Source organism: Thalassobacterium maritimum (genome assembly GCF_031127805.1).
Taxonomy (GTDB): domain Bacteria; phylum Verrucomicrobiota; class Verrucomicrobiia; order Opitutales; family Coraliomargaritaceae; genus Thalassobacterium; species Thalassobacterium maritimum.
In genome coordinates this window covers 76,083-91,992 of sequence record NZ_JARXHW010000011.1, presented here as the reverse complement: position 1 = coordinate 91,992, position 15,910 = coordinate 76,083, and the positions used below count along the sequence as shown (strand labels likewise).

At 54.3% G+C, this 15,910-nt stretch carries 11 protein-coding genes; 7 read left to right on the top strand and 4 right to left on the bottom strand.

Annotated features, from left to right (window positions below; genetic code table 11):
* Window positions 1-87 precede the first annotated feature (87 nt).
* Window positions 88-1,437 (bottom strand): NADP-specific glutamate dehydrogenase, encoded by a 1,350-nt coding sequence (gene gdhA / locus QEH52_RS06900; protein WP_308949365.1) that lies wholly within the window; start codon window positions 1,435-1,437, stop codon window positions 88-90.
* Between the two features lie 125 nt (window positions 1,438-1,562).
* Between gdhA and QEH52_RS06895 the strand changes: the two genes are divergently transcribed.
* Both QEH52_RS06895 and QEH52_RS06890 read left to right on the top strand, forming a co-directional pair.
* On the top strand, window positions 1,563-3,224 hold the full coding sequence (locus QEH52_RS06895; protein ID WP_308949364.1) for a cation:proton antiporter domain-containing protein: 1,662 nt from the start codon (window positions 1,563-1,565) through the stop codon (window positions 3,222-3,224).
* Window positions 3,221-4,804, top strand: coding sequence for a cation:proton antiporter domain-containing protein (locus QEH52_RS06890; RefSeq protein WP_308949363.1), 1,584 nt, complete (start codon window positions 3,221-3,223; stop codon window positions 4,802-4,804). The genes QEH52_RS06895 and QEH52_RS06890 overlap by 4 nt, the downstream gene beginning before the upstream one ends.
* A 10-nt stretch (window positions 4,805-4,814) precedes the next feature.
* Here the strand turns inward: QEH52_RS06890 and prmC are convergent, their stop codons facing one another.
* Together prmC and prfA are read right to left on the bottom strand one after the other, a co-directional pair.
* A complete protein-coding gene (gene prmC, locus QEH52_RS06885; protein ID WP_308949362.1) occupies window positions 4,815-5,654 on the bottom strand; it encodes a peptide chain release factor N(5)-glutamine methyltransferase in 840 nt (279 codons plus the stop codon).
* Between the two features lie 26 nt (window positions 5,655-5,680).
* Window positions 5,681-6,769: a peptide chain release factor 1 gene (prfA, locus tag QEH52_RS06880; protein ID WP_308949361.1), complete on the bottom strand. Its 1,089-nt coding sequence runs from the start codon at window positions 6,767-6,769 to the stop codon at window positions 5,681-5,683.
* A gap of 76 nt (window positions 6,770-6,845) precedes the next feature.
* Here prfA and QEH52_RS06875 point away from each other — a divergent pair, with 76 nt between their 5' ends.
* Together QEH52_RS06875 and QEH52_RS06870 are read left to right on the top strand one after the other, a co-directional pair.
* Complete coding sequence (locus tag QEH52_RS06875; RefSeq protein ID WP_308949360.1) at window positions 6,846-7,868, top strand: HAD family hydrolase; 1,023 nt, start codon at window positions 6,846-6,848, stop codon at window positions 7,866-7,868.
* Window positions 7,869-8,044: 176 nt separating this feature from the next.
* Window positions 8,045-8,503, top strand: coding sequence for a hypothetical protein (locus QEH52_RS06870; RefSeq protein ID WP_308949359.1), 459 nt, complete (start codon window positions 8,045-8,047; stop codon window positions 8,501-8,503).
* Here QEH52_RS06870 and rapA read toward each other — a convergent pair.
* Window positions 8,500-11,355, bottom strand: coding sequence for an RNA polymerase-associated protein RapA (gene rapA / locus QEH52_RS06865; protein WP_308949358.1), 2,856 nt, complete (start codon window positions 11,353-11,355; stop codon window positions 8,500-8,502). The genes QEH52_RS06870 and rapA overlap by 4 nt on opposite strands.
* A gap of 89 nt (window positions 11,356-11,444) precedes the next feature.
* Between rapA and QEH52_RS06860 the strand changes: the two genes are divergently transcribed.
* The 3 genes from QEH52_RS06860 to QEH52_RS06850 all read left to right on the top strand — a co-directional run bounded on the left by QEH52_RS06860 (window position 11,445) and on the right by QEH52_RS06850 (window position 15,779).
* Window positions 11,445-12,275 (top strand): PIG-L deacetylase family protein, encoded by an 831-nt coding sequence (locus tag QEH52_RS06860; protein ID WP_308949357.1) that lies wholly within the window; start codon window positions 11,445-11,447, stop codon window positions 12,273-12,275.
* A 163-nt stretch (window positions 12,276-12,438) separates the two neighbouring features.
* Complete coding sequence (gene mnmE / locus QEH52_RS06855) at window positions 12,439-13,797, top strand: tRNA uridine-5-carboxymethylaminomethyl(34) synthesis GTPase MnmE (RefSeq protein WP_308949356.1); 1,359 nt, start codon at window positions 12,439-12,441, stop codon at window positions 13,795-13,797.
* A complete protein-coding gene (locus QEH52_RS06850; protein ID WP_308949355.1) occupies window positions 13,794-15,779 on the top strand; it encodes a tRNA uridine-5-carboxymethylaminomethyl modification enzyme MnmG/GidA in 1,986 nt (661 codons plus the stop codon). Before mnmE ends, QEH52_RS06850 begins: the two co-directional genes overlap by 4 nt.
* The last annotated feature ends 131 nt before the right edge of the window (window positions 15,780-15,910 follow it).

The following is a 15,910-nucleotide window of genomic DNA, read 5'->3' as shown; positions in this document are numbered from 1 at the left end:
TATTGCCTCCGCCGATCCGCTACACACGCAGAAGCTTCATCAGCTTTTGTGAAGCGCCTCGTGAAAATTTGCCTATGCATGCCAGGGCTAAATCAGTCCGAGCGCGACCATTGCTTTAGCGACTTTGATGAAGCCGGCGATGTTGGCGCCGTTGACGTAGTTGCCAGGGGTGCCGAATTCCTCCGCGGTTTCGTAACAGCGTTGGTGGATGCCAGTCATGATTTCGGATAAGCGTTTATCGGTGAATTCGAAGCTCCATACGTCGCGGCTGGCATTTTGTTGCATTTCCAGCGCGGATGTGGCGACCCCGCCCGCATTGGCGGCCTTGCCCGGACCGTAGGCGATACCAGTATTTAGAAAAGCGTCCACTGCTTCGGGAGTGGAGGGCATATTGGCACCTTCAGCGACAGCGATGCAGCCGTTTTTAATGAGCTCCTGGGCGTCCTTGCCATTCAGTTCATTTTGCGTCGCGCATGGGAGTGCAATGTCACAAGGGACCGACCAGATGCGCCCTTTAGCTAGGTAGCGAGCACCATTCTTTTGCTTGGCGTATTCTTTGATACGTCGGCGTTCGACTTCTTTAATTTGTTTGACCAGTGCTAGGTCGAGGCCGTCGGGGTCATGAATAAAGCCATTGGAGTCGGAGCAGGCGACCACCTTGGCGCCCAGTTCCTGAAGCTTGGAAATCGCATAGATTGCCACATTGCCCGAGCCAGAAACGATACAAGTCTTGCCTTCGAGTGCATCACCGCGTGCTTTAAGCATTTCGTTTAGGAAGTAGACCGTACCATAGCCAGTCGCTTCTGTGCGTGCCAGAGCGCCGCCCCAGTCGAGGCCTTTTCCAGTGAGCACGCCCGATTCGTAGCGGTTAGTGATGCGCTTGTATTGGCCAAAGAGATAGCCCACTTCGCGGGTGCCTACGCCGATATCACCTGCAGGGACGTCGGTGTATTCGCCAGTATGGCGTTGCAGTTCGGTCATGAAGCTTTGGCAGAAACGCATGATTTCGTTTTCTGACTTCCCCTTCGGGTCGAAGTCAGAGCCACCCTTAGCACCGCCGATCGGCATGCCTGTGAGTCCATTTTTAAAGATCTGTTCGAAGCCGAGGAACTTGACCACGCCCAGATAAACTGAGGGATGAAAGCGAATGCCGCCCTTGTAGGGGCCGAGTGCGCTATTGAACTGCACGCGGAAGCCCCGGTTGATTTGAACCTCGTTGTTGTCATCCATCCAGGGAACACGAAAAATGATTTGCCGCTCCGGCTCGCAGATACGTTCGATGATTTTGTGGCGTCCAAATTCCGGGTATTTGACTAGCACTGGTCCGAGTGATTCTAGCACTTCGTGGACCGCTTGGTGAAATTCGGCTTCGCCTGGATTGCGGTTGATGACCGTTTGGTAAAGTGGCTCTAGTTTCTCATCAAGTGTATTACTCATATTCATGCTCCGTTAAAAATAGATTAAACATAATAATCTATTCAGATTTTTGTATTATCCAATCTTTTTTGGTAAACTAGCTTCAGAATTGCTACAGTGGGTAGATCACCTACGATTCAGTACGCATGCACGCCTCCGAACTCACACTTTTGCTCAACCTTGGCTTCATAGTCATTACGGCGGCGGTGTTTGCCTTCTTGGGCAAGCTGGTGAAGATGCCCTCGATTGTGGCCTACATTCTAGCGGGCATGGTGCTGGGGCCCGGCTTGGGGATTGTGCAGCTGGACCATTCTTTAGAACTAATTTCGGAGTTAGGCATCGCGCTACTGCTGTTTCTGGTGGGGCTGGAACTGAGCTTGCAGAAGATCAAAGACCTCGGGCGAGTGGCTCTTATTTTGGGCGGCTTACAGGTTGTATTCACTGCCTCGGGCGGATTTTTGATCTCGCTGCTGATGGGCTTTGGGCTGATGGAAGCCGTCTTTCTGGCGGCGACCGTGACCTTTAGTAGCACGGTGGTGGTGATCAAGCTGTTGGATCAGAAGGGGGCCACTGGGCGCCTCTTTGGGCGGATCGCGATCTCGCTGTTTTTGGCGCAGGACATCGTGGTGATTATTGGGCTGACCATATTGAGTGGTCTGGGCTCGGGCGAATCGATCGAGTTGTTAGAATTGGCCAAGGGGTTAGGCGTGGCTTTTGGAGGCATGATCGTGCTGTTGTTGGCCACGCTACTGGCTTCGCGCTATGTATTGCCCAAGCCCTTTGCCTGGGCTTCGCGTTCGCCGGACACGGTCTTTATCTGGGCATTGTGTTGGTGCTTTTTGGTGGTGCTGCTGGCGCATCAGTTTCATTTGTCCGTGGAGATCGGGGCCTTCTTGGCGGGCATCGCGATTGCGCAGCTGCCGATTCATGAGGATTTGCATCGTCGCTTGCATCCTTTGATGACGTTTTTTGTGGCGGTGTTTTTAGTGACGCTCGGAGTGAAGATGGATCTATCAGTGCTGGGGGAGATTTGGGGCTATGCTTTGGGGCTGAGCGCTTTTGTGATCGTAGCCAAGCCGCTGATTGTTTTTCTCATTTTGAGCCGTCTCCGTTACAGTGAATACACCGCTTTCCAGACGGCCATTGCGAGTGGTCAGGTCAGTGAATTTGCTTTTATCCTGCTCGGGCTCGGGGCGGGGGCGGGCTTGATCGAGGGGGTGGTGGTTTCCTTAGGCGGACTGGTGGGGATATTGACCATCGCGATTTCTTCTTACCTGATCATCTATAGTGAGCCGCTCTACACGGTGACTAAGCGTTTGCATTTGTTGCATTTCTTAGGTGCGAAACAAGCGCCCGATGTGGATGAGTTACACTCGCATGTGGGGCATGTCATTGTGGTCGGGATGAATGCACTGGGGCGCGAAGTGGTGAAAAAGCTGTCGGATCGCGGTGAAACCGTGCTGGCGATCGATACAGATCCACGCAAGCTTGAGGGCTTGGGGGCGGCCTTAACTTTGATTGGGAATGTGGAGTATGAATCCGTGGTGGAAGAGATCGGCCTGCGGCACGCGCGCTTGGTTGTTTCGGCACTGCAGATCGAAGACACCAATCACTTATTGGCATATCGCTGTCGATCGGCTGACGTTCCTTGTGCCATCCATGCATTCGATATTTCGGTGGTGGATGATCTATTGGAATTGGATACCAATTATATGTTTATGCCCGCGGTCGATGGTGTGCGCGAGCAAGTTGCTTTATTTGAGCAGGTAAATGGCCGAGCGCGTGGTGAGGAGGTGCATTCGACATGACAGCACTGGCTATTTTACTGTTGGCGGCGGCGATCGCCTTCGGACTTTCGAAGTTTCTGCGCTTGCCCGCGATTCCCTTATTGATGCTTTCCGGGGCCGCTCTGAGTGCGCTGGCCAGCCATCGTGCGATCGAAGTGCCGCAGGAGTTGATCAGCGAAATGATTCAGCTTGGGCTGGCGGTGCTGGTCTTTACCGCTGGGGTAGAGCTCAGTCCGCGTCGCATGCGCGGGCGCACGCGCGCGATCACCATATTGGCGATCACACAATTTGTAACTCTAGGCCTATGTGGGGTCGTCACCGCTCTCTTGCTCGGCTATAGTGGGACAACTGCACTCTATTTGGGCTGTGCCCTGTCTGCCAGTTCGACGCTGGTAGTGGTGCGTCACTTGCAGCAACGGCGACAGATGTTTGAGCCCTACGGACGCCTCGTGCTGGGCGTACTGTTGCTGCAGGACATCTTTATTGTGTTAATCATGGTGGCGCTGTTGAAGGGGCCAGAGGGCTGGTTGGTGGTCTGTAATGCCGTGGCCAATGCCATTGCCCTGGGAATTTTGGCGGCTGCCTTCCATCGTTGGGTGGTGCCCTTTGTGGTGAAGCGTTTCAAGCTGGACGATGAGGAGTTGATGTTGGGCGCGTTGGCGGTGCTGTTCGCATTTTCCACCATGGCGTATCTTTTACACCTGCCCTATTTGGTCGGGGCGTTTTTTGCAGGTTTTGCGATCTCCGCTTTTCCAATGAACGGCTTAGTGCGTGGTATGTTGGGCTCGCTTTCGGGCTTTTTCCTGGCGCTGTTTTTTATCAGTGCCGGCGCATTTTTGACGATGCCCGATCTCACTATGTTGCAGCATAGCCTCGTTTTTATTGTGGTCTTGATCACAGTGACGGTGCTGCTGGTGGCGATCGTGGCCGAGGTGGTCGGCTACTCCAGTCGCGCGGCGGTGGAGACCGGCTTGTTGCTCTCGCAGACCAGTGAGTTTTCACTGCTACTGGCACTGACAGGAGTCGCTTCCGGGCAGATTAGCGATGAACTTTTTTCCATGATCGCCCTGATTACTGTGAGCACCATGACGTTGACGCCGCTACTCTCGCGCGAGAGCGTTGCCTTGCGATTGGTGAAATGGCATCCACGCTACCGAAGCGGTGAATCAGCTTGCGAAGTCATGAGTGGGCATGTCGTGCTATTAGGCTATGGCCGCGCGGGGCCGCGGACTGTGCATGCCCTCAAAGAGCGCGGTATCGAAATGGTGGTCGTGGATGAGGATGCCGGTGTGATTCGGCAATTGATCGCGCAGGGAATCCCCTGTGTGCAAGGAGATGGTTCCGACGAGCAGACACTCGCTCGAGCGCATTGCCGTGAAGCGAAGGTCGTGTTTTGCTCCATGCGCCGCACACGGGATGCTCAGTTGGCCTTGAGCTATTTACAGGATTGGCCGGTTGAAGTGATTGTGCGGGTATTTGAGACCTTTGAAGAAGAGGCCGTACGCGCCGCCGGGGGGCATCCCGTGCAGACGGCGTATGCGGCGGCTGCGCAGTTCTTGGAATGGACGGATGTGAATTTACCGCGCGAAAACGCGGAGTGAGCTGGCTTTTTTACTGTGCGAAGAAGAAGCGAGGGCGGCCGCTGAGGTCTTCGATGCTTTGGCCTTGGAGGCCGGCTAATTGGGCCATTTCACTGAGCGCTTCGCTTTGAGCGATGCCGGTTTCCATTGCCAGTAAGCCTCCGGTAGCAAGAAACTTTGGGGCCCCTTCGAGTAGGACACGGAAATCGTCGAGTCCGTCGGCTCCGGCAACCAGGGCGCTGTGTGGTTCGTGTTGGATGACTTCCGGCTCCGCGGTCTGCATTTCAGCTTCAGTCAGGTACGGAGGGTTGGAGACGATGAGATCAAAAGGACTTTCGGACATCACCGGGGTCCACCAACTACCCGCTAGAAACTGAACGCGCTCGTTGAGCTCCAGCGCGCTGGCATTTTCGCGGGCGAGCTCCAGAGCTGCTGTGCTTTGGTCGACGGCGACGACCAGGGCTTCCGGATATTGGGTGGCCAGCGCGAGGGCAAGTGCCCCGCTGCCGGTGCCCAAATCCAGGATACGCTGCGGTGCGGTCTCGATCCGTTCGACGATCAGCTCGATCAGTTCTTCGGTTTCGTGGCGCGGAATGAGCGCGCGTCGATCCACTTTGAGCTGCAGACCATAAAAGTCGGTATTGCCGACAATATACTGTAGCGGTTCGCGATTGGCGCGTCGCTTGACCAGTGGGCGCAGTGCGGACAGCTGCGCTTCGGTCAGCGGGCGATCGAGATCGAGATAGAGCTCCAGGCGCTTCATTCCGAGCGAGTGTGCGATCAGAATGTCGGTATCCAGCTTCGCGTTGGGCACGCCCTTTTCTTTAAAAAAGGTTTCCGTGCGTGCTTTGATTTCTCGAATGCTCAGCATATTAATTCGTTTCCCAAGCGGCGGGTTTATGCCATTTGTTTTTCGAGCAAGTTCTGAATGCGCGCTTCGTAATCGTAGTTTTGCAATGCGTCGATCAGGTCGTCGAGATCGCCATCCACCACTGTGGGTAGAGATAGGCTGAGGCCGATGCGGTGGTCGGTGAGGCGTCCTTGTGGGTAATTGTAGGTGCGAATGCGCTCGGAACGGTCGCCGGTTCCGATCTGGCCCTTACGCTCGGCGGCGTATTTGGCATGCTCTTCTTCCTCCTTCGCCTTGAGCAGGCGGGAACGCATGACTGTTAAGGCCTTGGCACGGTTCTTAATTTGAGAGCGTTCATCCGCGCAGTAGACGGTGACACCGGTGGGCTTGTGCACCATCATGACCGCAGAGTCGGTGGTGTTCACGTGTTGGCCCCCTGCTCCGCTGGCGCGCATGGTGGAGATGTCGAGATCATTCATATTGAGTTCGACGTCCACCTCTTGGGCTTCCGGCAGCACGGCCACCGTTGCGGTGGAGGTGTGGATGCGCCCCTGGGTTTCGGTGGCGGGCACGCGTTGCACGCGATGCACCCCACTTTCGAATTTGAGATATTTGTAAGCTTCCTCACCAGTCATCATGAAGATGATTTCTTTGAAGCCCCCGACATCTGCGGGGCTGGAGCTCATGACTTCGACGCGCCAGCCGCGTGTTTCGGCGTAGCGGCTATACATGCGGAAGAGATCGCCCGCAAAGATGTTGGCTTCGTCGCCTCCAGCGCCCCCGCGGATTTCCATCACCGAGTTACGGCTGTCGGTGGCATCGGGCGGAATCATAAAGCGGAGCACGTCGTTGGCTAGCTTGTCGCGTTCGGCGGCTAGGCTTTCAAGCTCTTCACGCGCCATTTCGCGGAGTTCTTCGTCGACGGACTCATCCTCGGCCATGGCTTCATTTTCTTCGAGCTGTTGCACGGTGTTATGCCATGCTTCGAATTTTTCGACCAAGGTGCTCAGGCGCATTTGCTCGCGCGAGACGTCAGCGGCGCGTCGCTGGTCGGAATAGAAGTCGGGATCCGCCATTTGGTCGTTCAACTCGTTGAGCTTCTTGCGGAAAGGTGCGATATCAGGAATTTTGTGCATAGGAAAAATGGAAACTGCGTTTGAATTATGCGTTGCAGTGAATGACATAGCTCATAACACTTGAGTTCTACCTGCAATGACGAAAAAGAACCTTCATCGCCAAAACATTGTCGCCTGCATCTGGGATTTCGATAAGACACTGATTCCGGGCTATATGCAGGCTCCCATTTTTGAAACTTTCGGCATTGATGAAGAGCAATTTTGGAAAGAGGTGAATGCGCTGCCGGAGATTTATGCGCAACGTGGCACCCGAGTTTCTCAGGACACCATTTACCTAAATCATTTGATCAGCTTTGTGAAGAATGGCTGTTTAAAGGGATTAACCAATCAGCGCTTACGCGAGCTGGGTAAAGAATTGGTCTTCTACCCTGGCTTACCCGACCTGTTCACGCAATTGCAGGCAGTGGTCGAGTCGCGTCCTGAATATAAGAAGCACAACATTAAGCTGGAGCACTACATTATCAGCACTGGTTTGGCGGAGATGATCAAGGGCAGCATGATTGCGCCCTATGTCGACGGGATTTTCGGTTGTGAATTTATTGAAGCCCCCCTGCCCCCCAACTATTCGACTCAAAATGAGCTACCACTGCACATGGAGTTTGAGATTAGTCAGATTGGTACGATCGTGGATAATACCATAAAGACACGTTACATTTTTGAGATTAACAAGGGCTGCAACAAGAACCCGCAGATTGACGTCAATGCGTCGATGGATCGCGTGGATCGGCGGGTGCCGATTGATCGTATGATTTACACGGCGGACGGCCCCAGTGATGTGCCTGTTTTTTCCGTGGTCAAGAGTAATGGAGGAAAGGCCTTCGCGGTCTTTAATCCTGAGAGCGAGGGGGAATTTGCGCAGAATGATGCCTTGCTGAGTGCGGGACGGATTCATGCGTATGGGCCTGCTGATTATACGGAGAAAAGCACGACTTCAAAGTGGTTGCGGCTGCACGTGCGCTCGATCTGTGACGGTATCGTGGCAGAGTGTGAGGCCAGTTTGAATGAAAAGGTCAGGCGTGCACCACGGCATTTACATGATGAGGACGCCCGCGGGAGCGATTCGCGCGATAAAGTCGCGACACAAGAAGAGCTGTTCTAGAGGTGACCTGTTGCGGAGTGTGTATTGCCCGGGCGCTCAGCCTCGGTTCTATCTGCCTTTGGCCTTCGCTCCGAGTGTGACGCAGAAGCGGGTCTAAAGAGCCCCGCTACTTTACGCGCTTATTCACGAGCCTAATTTGACATAAGTGAGTGTGCTTATATTGTTAAGCATAGCTTATGGATATTCAAACAGCCCTCATTCTCGGTGCGATTTGTGGTTTGATCGCTGCTTTTGTTATGAACTTATTTATGCGTGCGGTGGGGCGCTGCTTCGATCGGCGAGCGGATATGGTGCGTGCGCTCGGGAGCTTTTTTACTGGCAAGCTAGAGAACGCTGCTGCGGTGGGCACCGCAATTCATGCCTGTGCCGGCGTGGTCTTCGGCATCATTTATTTCGTGATTATGCAAAGTATGGGCGCGCTGGCATTTCCGCAGGCGATCTTCCTTGGTCTTGGTTTTGGTTTCTTCCATGGGCTCATCACCAGCTATGCGCTGATGTATTACGCCAGTGAACGGCACCCTCTGGAAGATTACCGCAAGGCAACCATGCAGGAGGGTGTGTTGCACCTGTTAGGGCACATGATCTTTGGCCTAGTGGCAGGTTTGTTGGGTGCTTTGATCACCCTCGGATTCTAGCCCGCCTCGCCTAGGATGAGGCGCACCGCATCTAAGCGCAGGTGCGCTTTAGCGATGTGCTTGGTGACGTCTGCGATCACGTTTTCTGCGATCCTGATTTCCTCCTGTCGCACATTAGGGTTCACCTTCTGCAGTTCTTTCAGGCGCGTTGCTTCGCCGTCTAGGCGTTCGTGTGCTTGGTGCATGGCATTCTGTAATAGCTCGGACTTTTGCGTGCGCGCATGTTCTTTGGCAGCGCGCAGCATTTGCGGCACCAGTGCTTGTAGGAGTGTAGGATCTTGCTTGAGGCGGAAGGCCTCTTCGTCGCCGCAATACTTGTTGATGTATTCGTGGCTGTATTCTTCGCTACAATCCTTGCCACTCAGATCGATTAATACTCGAACAGGTGTGGGGGGCAGGAAGCGATCGACGTGTAAATGCGGCGGAGCGACGCTTTCCAGCACATAGATTGCCTCGATTAGAATTGGCGGCGCTTGAATGCTGGGGTCCTGCCAGACCACGATGGAGCTATTTCCTTTTTCGGAGCTGAGTGTCAGGTCAATTGCTCCGCGCACCATGGGGTGATCCCAGGTGAGAAAGCTGATGTCTTCGCGCCCCAGTGCCTTCGTGCGATCGCAGGTGACGGTGATGCCTTCGTCTGGCAGTTCAGGGAAGGAATCGGTAAAGAGCTGGCCTGGTTCCAGGCGGAAGGTGCGGGTATCGATATCCTCTACATTGACCCCAAAATGATCGAATATTCGATTCATAAACTGGTCCAAAGTGCGATCCGCATCTTGGGTGCGGATACTATCGACCAGCTTGGCGGAGGCTTCTTCGTGAAAAGAATTGAGCGCAATCAAGCGGTCTTGCCCCTGACTAAGGCGTTCTTCCAGCTCTTGGCGAAAGTGAGCGCTCTCTTGGATCAATCGGTCAGCTTCTTCCAGCGTATCGCTGTTAGCGATATGATAGCGTGGCCCCAGCGAGCGGACCGCCTCACCAAACTTCTTAATGTAGGCGTAGCCACCTTTGAGTGAGTGCTCCACTCCGTCCAGTCCCTCGTGATGCCAGCGCATAAGTAGCTCCGTCCAGCTATGTTTGAGGTAGGGCATGTGGATTTGAATCGTCTTAGTCTGTCCGATCCGATCCAGGCGTCCGATCCGTTGCTCCAGTAGCTCCGGATTGAGTGGCAGGTCAAAGAGCACCAAGTGATTGGCGAATTGGAAGTTGCGTCCCTCACTGCCGATTTCAGAGCAGAGCAAGATTTTTGCGCCGTCGGTCTCAGCAAACCAAGCCGCATTGCGATCGCGTTGGAGCAGTGTGAGTTCCTCGTGGAAGAGCGCCGCTTTGACGTTAATTTCTTCCAACAAGGCGTCGTGGATGGCTTGAACTTTTTCGCGGGTGCGGCAGATGAGCAATACTTTCTCATTGTCGCCGAGTTCCTTGAGCAGGTTCGATAGCCACAAGATGCGAGGCCCATGGCGGAAGTCGTAGCTTTCGGGCTCGCCGTCGCTGGAAGCAGACACACTTGCTTCCAGGTCGAATTCCCGCAGCAGGCGCTGCTGCAGCTCTTCCTTGGACAACTTAGCGCGTGGCTCCAGCTGGCAAGGGTGGCCCTCGCGCTCCGGAAATCCAGTCAAGGTATCGCGCGAATTACGGAAAATCACCCGGCCGGTGCCATGGCGATCCACTAACTCTTGAAGTAGGATATCAGGTTGTTGTAAATGCTGCTGCAGCGCCTCCTCGCTGTGCTCTTCAAAGACTTCACGCAGATAGTTGATGTCCTCTTCGCTCAATGCCTCGCGTGCCACAATTTTGTTGGCCACTGTGGCCACTTGGGAGTAGCCCGCCTGTTCCTTTTGGAACTTCTCTAAATCTGGATAGCGCTCCGGGTCGAGCAGACGCAAGCGCGCGAAGTGTCCTTCGGCACCCAATTGTTCTGGCGTAGCGGTCAAGAGCAGTAAGCCATGGCTCTTTTGAGTTAAGCTTTCGACTAGTTTATATTCAGGGCTGACAAGATTGGGAGTCCATTCCAGGTGGTGCGCCTCGTCGACAACCAGCATATCCCAGCGAGCCTTGAGTGCGCATTCACGCCAGCGCGCTTGCTCGGTTAAGGTCTTAAGACTGCAAATGACCAGTTGCTTTTCATTGAAAGGATTTGTATCCGGGTCCACTGCTGTGACGGCTTCACAATGTTCCGTATCGATGAGAGTGAACCACATATTAAAGCGGCGCAGCAATTCGATGAACCACTGGTGCACTAGAGACTCTGGGAGCACGATCAGAATGCGTTCCGCACGCCCGGTCAGATGTAAGCGGTGTAAGATCAGGCAGGCTTCGATGGTTTTACCTAGCCCCACCTCGTCCGCCAGCAAGACGCGTGGCATGTAGCGATTGGCCACTTCGGATGCGATATAGAGCTGGTGAGGGATCAAGTCGATGCGTCCGCCGGTGAAGCCGGCGACCTCCGATTGCTTCGCATGTGCGAGGCGTGTTATGGCCTCGTAGCGCAGGTTAAAGGCGGCCGATTGATCAATTTGTCCCCCGATTAAGCGATCCTCAGGCTTGCTGAAGCTAATGCTGTCAGCCAGTTCCATTTCTGGCACTTCGACACCGCCGCCAACATAGGTCAGGATGCCCGCCTCTTCTTTGACTTCCTCGATCACGATTGTCTGGCCTTGTTGTGAGTGGATACTGTCGCCCACGTGGAACTCTACCCGCTTAATGGGTGCATTGGCCGTTGCGTAGATGCGCGCCTCATTGGCCGCTGAAAAAACGATGCGCACTTGGCGCCGATCGACCTCTTCTAAAATGCCGAGCCCGAGCTCCGGTTCTGTTTCGCTGATCCAGCGTTGTCCAATCGTAAAATTTGCCATCGCGGGATGCTCAGTGTCGCTCTGTTTAATGTCAAGTTTAGCAAGCTTGGCTTGCACCGGTATGCTCGCAGCGACAGAAATAGTCCCCTATGGCACAGCAAGTAGATCTTTTTATACCTGACAATGTATGTGCGCCTGAGGCGCAGGCGCGCACTTCGCACTTGGCGATCGGGGCGCATCAGGACGACCTCGAATTCATGGCTTTTCATGGTATTTCCACCTGTTACGAGCAAGCCAGTGCCTGGTTTAGTGGCATCACTTGCACCGATGGTGCGGGCAGTGCCCGGGCGGGTGCTTTTGCGGATACGACGGATGCGGAGATGCAGCAAATACGCCTGCAAGAGCAACGTCGTGCGGCAGAATTGGGCCAGTATAGTTTTATGGCGCAGCTCGGCTTCTCCAGCGCGCAGGTCAAAGATCCGGCTACGCGCGGTGACTTGGTGGATCAGCTCGAGCGCTATTTGTTGATGACGCAGCCCGACGTGCTCTATACGCACAACCCTGCAGATAAGCATGCCTGTCATGTGGCCGTGTTTCATGCGGTGATTGAGGCGCTGCTGCGGGTGCCGCCCTACTCTCGTCCTAAGAAGGTTTATGGCTGTGAAGTGTGGCGTGATTTAGACTGGTTGTCGCCCGAAGACAAGGTGGCACTGGATGTGAGTGGTCACCCAGAATTGGCCAAAAAGTTGAATGCCTGCTTCGAATCTCAGATCGCGGGTGGTAAGGATTATGGTCAAGCCGTGTTGGGACGTCGCCGCGCGAATGCGACTTTCTATGATGCGTTCACTGTGGATACGGTCGATCAGCTGTGGTTTGCCATGGATCTGACACCATTGATTGAAGAAGACGCACCGACAGTTAAAGAGTTTGTGGATGCCAAGTTGGACCGATTTCGGGAGTCAGTCAGAGAGCTGCTGTAATTTATTCTGTAGGGGCGCCACTTGTGACGCCCGCAGAGCCACAGCGCACAGCATGAGGCGGGTGTGCACCCAAGGGCATTAAAAACAAGTCGCGCCCCTGCGATTGAGTCGACGCATACTCACTCTTGACCCAGCGGCGGATTCAGTGAATTTAGCGGGTATTATGCCTGCCAATGATACTATTGTCGCCCTCTCCTCGCCTGCGGGTGAATCTGCGATTGCCTTGATCCGTTTGAGTGGTCCCGCGTGTGCGGAACTCGCGCTTGCGATTACGCAGCGTTCCAAGCCTTTGAAGAAGCGCTTTGCGCACTTTGCCAATTACACCGACCAGCAAGGAGTGCAGGTCGATGAGTGTGTCTTTACCTTTTTCGCTGAGGGGCAGTCGTTTACTGGCGAGGCGATGCTAGAGATCGCCCCGCATGGGAATCCCTTGATCGTTCAAAAGATTTTGACCGACCTGATGGCGCGCGGTTGCCGGCCCGCGGAACCGGGTGAATTTACCCGCACCGCCTTTATGAATGGGCGTATGGATCTGAGCCAGGCAGAAGCCGTTTCGGATTTAATTCGTGCGCGTTCCGATCGCAGTCTTGAGGTGGCGCAGCGTCAGTTGCACGGCTCTGTAGGGCGTAAAATGAGCGAGTTGACGGAGCGCTTGCTGAGTGTGATGGCGCATTTGGAGGCCTATATCGACTTCCCGGAAGAAGACCTGCCCGGTGAAGATCAGGCGGGCCCGGCGTCCGAGTTGCGTCAGTTGATCGTGGAAATTCGTGATTTGATCGAGACCCAGCGCTACTCCGCCCTACTCCACGAAGGCATTAAGACTTTGATTATCGGGGAGCCCAATGTCGGCAAAAGCAGTTTGATCAACGCGCTGACGGGGGCCGATCGCTCGATTGTGAGCGATATTCCCGGCACCACCCGCGACTATATTTCCGCCTTTATGATGGTCGGACCTTGGCGTATTGAAATCCTGGATACCGCTGGTTTGCACGAAGCCGGCGATAAAATTGAACAGCTTGGCATCGATCATACCATCGAGCAGGCTGAGACCGCTGATTTCTTTTTACTGGTGCTGGATGCCACCGCGCCCTGCCCTACTCTACCGGAATCGCTGCTGGAGCGCTTGACGCCGGCCAATACCATAGTGATCGAAAATAAGACCGACTTAGCTGGGGCCGCCGAGCGCGGTGACTTTTTGCCCGGATTGCAGCATGTGCGCACGTCGCTGCTGGAGCGCAAAGGGCTCGCTGAACTGCGTGAGGTGTGGTTGCAGTCGATTGACGCCAGTTTGACCCAACCACAGGGCGACGGCGTGGTGGTGAATGCGCGTCATGCCGCCTCGTTGGGCGAAGCCTTGACCGCTTTGGAACTGGCATTGACGAAGTTGCGTGACGGCGAACTTTCGGAGTTGATTGCGGCGGATCTGCGTGATGCGGTGGAATATATCGGTCAGGTGGTCGGGCGCGTCGATAATGAGCGTATGCTCGACAGTTTGTTTAAACAGTTTTGTATTGGGAAATGAGTTCGGGACTAAAATTTGGTAAGCATCAGCCCTATGATGTGATTGTATGTGGTGCAGGTCACGCTGGCTGTGAGGCCGCCCTCGCCTCGGCGCGTTTGGGTGCAGACACCCTGATGCTGACCGGCAACTTGGATACCATCGCGCAGATGAGTTGTAATCCCGCGATTGGCGGTCAGGCCAAGGGGCACATGGTGCGTGAAATTGATGCGCTCGGCGGTGAAATGGCGATCAATACCGACACCACTGCGATACAGTTTCGGCTGCTTAACGCCTCCAAGGGGCCAGCTGTGCAGGCGCCACGCGCGCAATGCGATAAAAAAGCCTATCAATATCGCATGAAGCACGTGCTGGAGTTGCAGGAAAATCTGGATCTTTTCCAGGCAATGGTGCAAGGGCTCATTTTTGAGGGCGATAAAGTTGTCGGCGTGCGCACCAATCTCGAGGTCGATTTTTACGCTAAAACTGTGATTGTGACTACGGGCACGTTTTTGCGCGGCCTCATGCACGTGGGCAAGAACACCAATAAGGGAGGTCGCATGGGCGACTTTTCCGCGGAGGGGCTCTCCGGTTCTTTTCTGGAAGCAGGCATTGAGCTCGAGCGGCTCAAAACAGGCACCCCCGCGCGTATCCTAGGCAGTAGTATTGATTTCAGTCAGCTGGAGGAACAGAAGGGCGATGCGGACCCCACATTGTTTGCGTTTTACGATACCCGTGGAATCGATAATGTGTTCCACGTGGAACAATCGCAGCGTGGAGCAGAAGAGTCCGAGAGCGGAACGTTCCACGTGGAACAATCAAGTTCCACGGCTGAAAATGCCGAGCACCCACTGTTCCACGTGGAACATGCGGGACAGCGAAAGCTGGGTTGGCTGCCGGGGGCGGATCAGGTTTCGTGTTGGATGACGTATACGGGTCCAGCCACGCGTCAGGTAGTGACAGATAATTTGCACATGTCGCCGATGTATTCGGGCCAAATTGAAGGCACGGGGCCGCGTTACTGTCCGAGTATCGAGGATAAGTTTGTGCGCTTCGCAGATAAGGAGCGCCATATGTTGTTCCTGGAGCCGGAGGGACGAAATACCAATGAGTGGTATATTAATGGGCTTTCGACGAGTTTGCCTTTTGAAGTGCAGTTGGACATGCTGCGCAGTATTGATGGACTCGAGAATGTGCACATGCTGCGGCCGGCCTATGCGGTGGAGTATGATTTCGCGCCGCCGACACAGTTGTATCCTTCCTTAGAGTCTAAAAAGGTCGAAAACTTGTTCTTTGCGGGGCAAATTAACGGCACCTCGGGCTACGAGGAAGCTGCAGGGCAAGGCTTAATTGCCGGTGTGAATGCAGTTCAAAAGATTCGCGGGCAGGAGCCGTTGGTCTTGCAGCGGCATGAGGCCTATTTGGGCGTGCTAATTGATGATTTGGTGACAAAGGGCACTAAGGAGCCGTACCGTATGTTCTCGAGTCGTGCGGAGCATCGTCTATTGTTTAATCACCCCAGCGCGGAGCTGCGCTTATTGGATTCGGTGAATCGTTTGCAACTAGTGGATCGTCAGCGTTTGGCTCGTATGAAAGAAAAGGCGGCCAAGGTTGCGGAGTGGACGCAGCGCTTAGAAGTGGAGCGTCGGGCGGGGGAGACCTATGCTTTGCATTTACGTCGTTCCCACTCGCAGCAGGACTTTCCAGCAGAGCTCTTGCAGGAAAGCAAAGAGGTGCGTGAGGAGGTACACTATCGAGTTGTATTTAAAGGCTATTTGGAACGTGAGCAAAAGCAGATCGAGAAGATGAAGCACATTGATAAGATCAAGTTGCCAGAGGGCTTTGATTTTACTGAAGTGAAAGGCTTGCGCAGTGAGAGTGCACAGAAGTTAATCGAGATTGCGCCGCGGACACTCGGTCAGGCCAGTCGTATCAGCGGGGTGAACCCCGCGGATATTAGTATTTTGATGGTGCACCTGGAGGCGCGCAGTGGGAGGCGAGTATAAGCGTTGGGATTTACTGCATTTGTTACGGTTGTGAAACGCTGATGTTTCATTGCTGTGAAAAACGAGTCGTGTTTGGGCTGGGATCGCTTTAAGCGTTGACCTGTAATTAGATGTAATAGGTCTTGATCGAT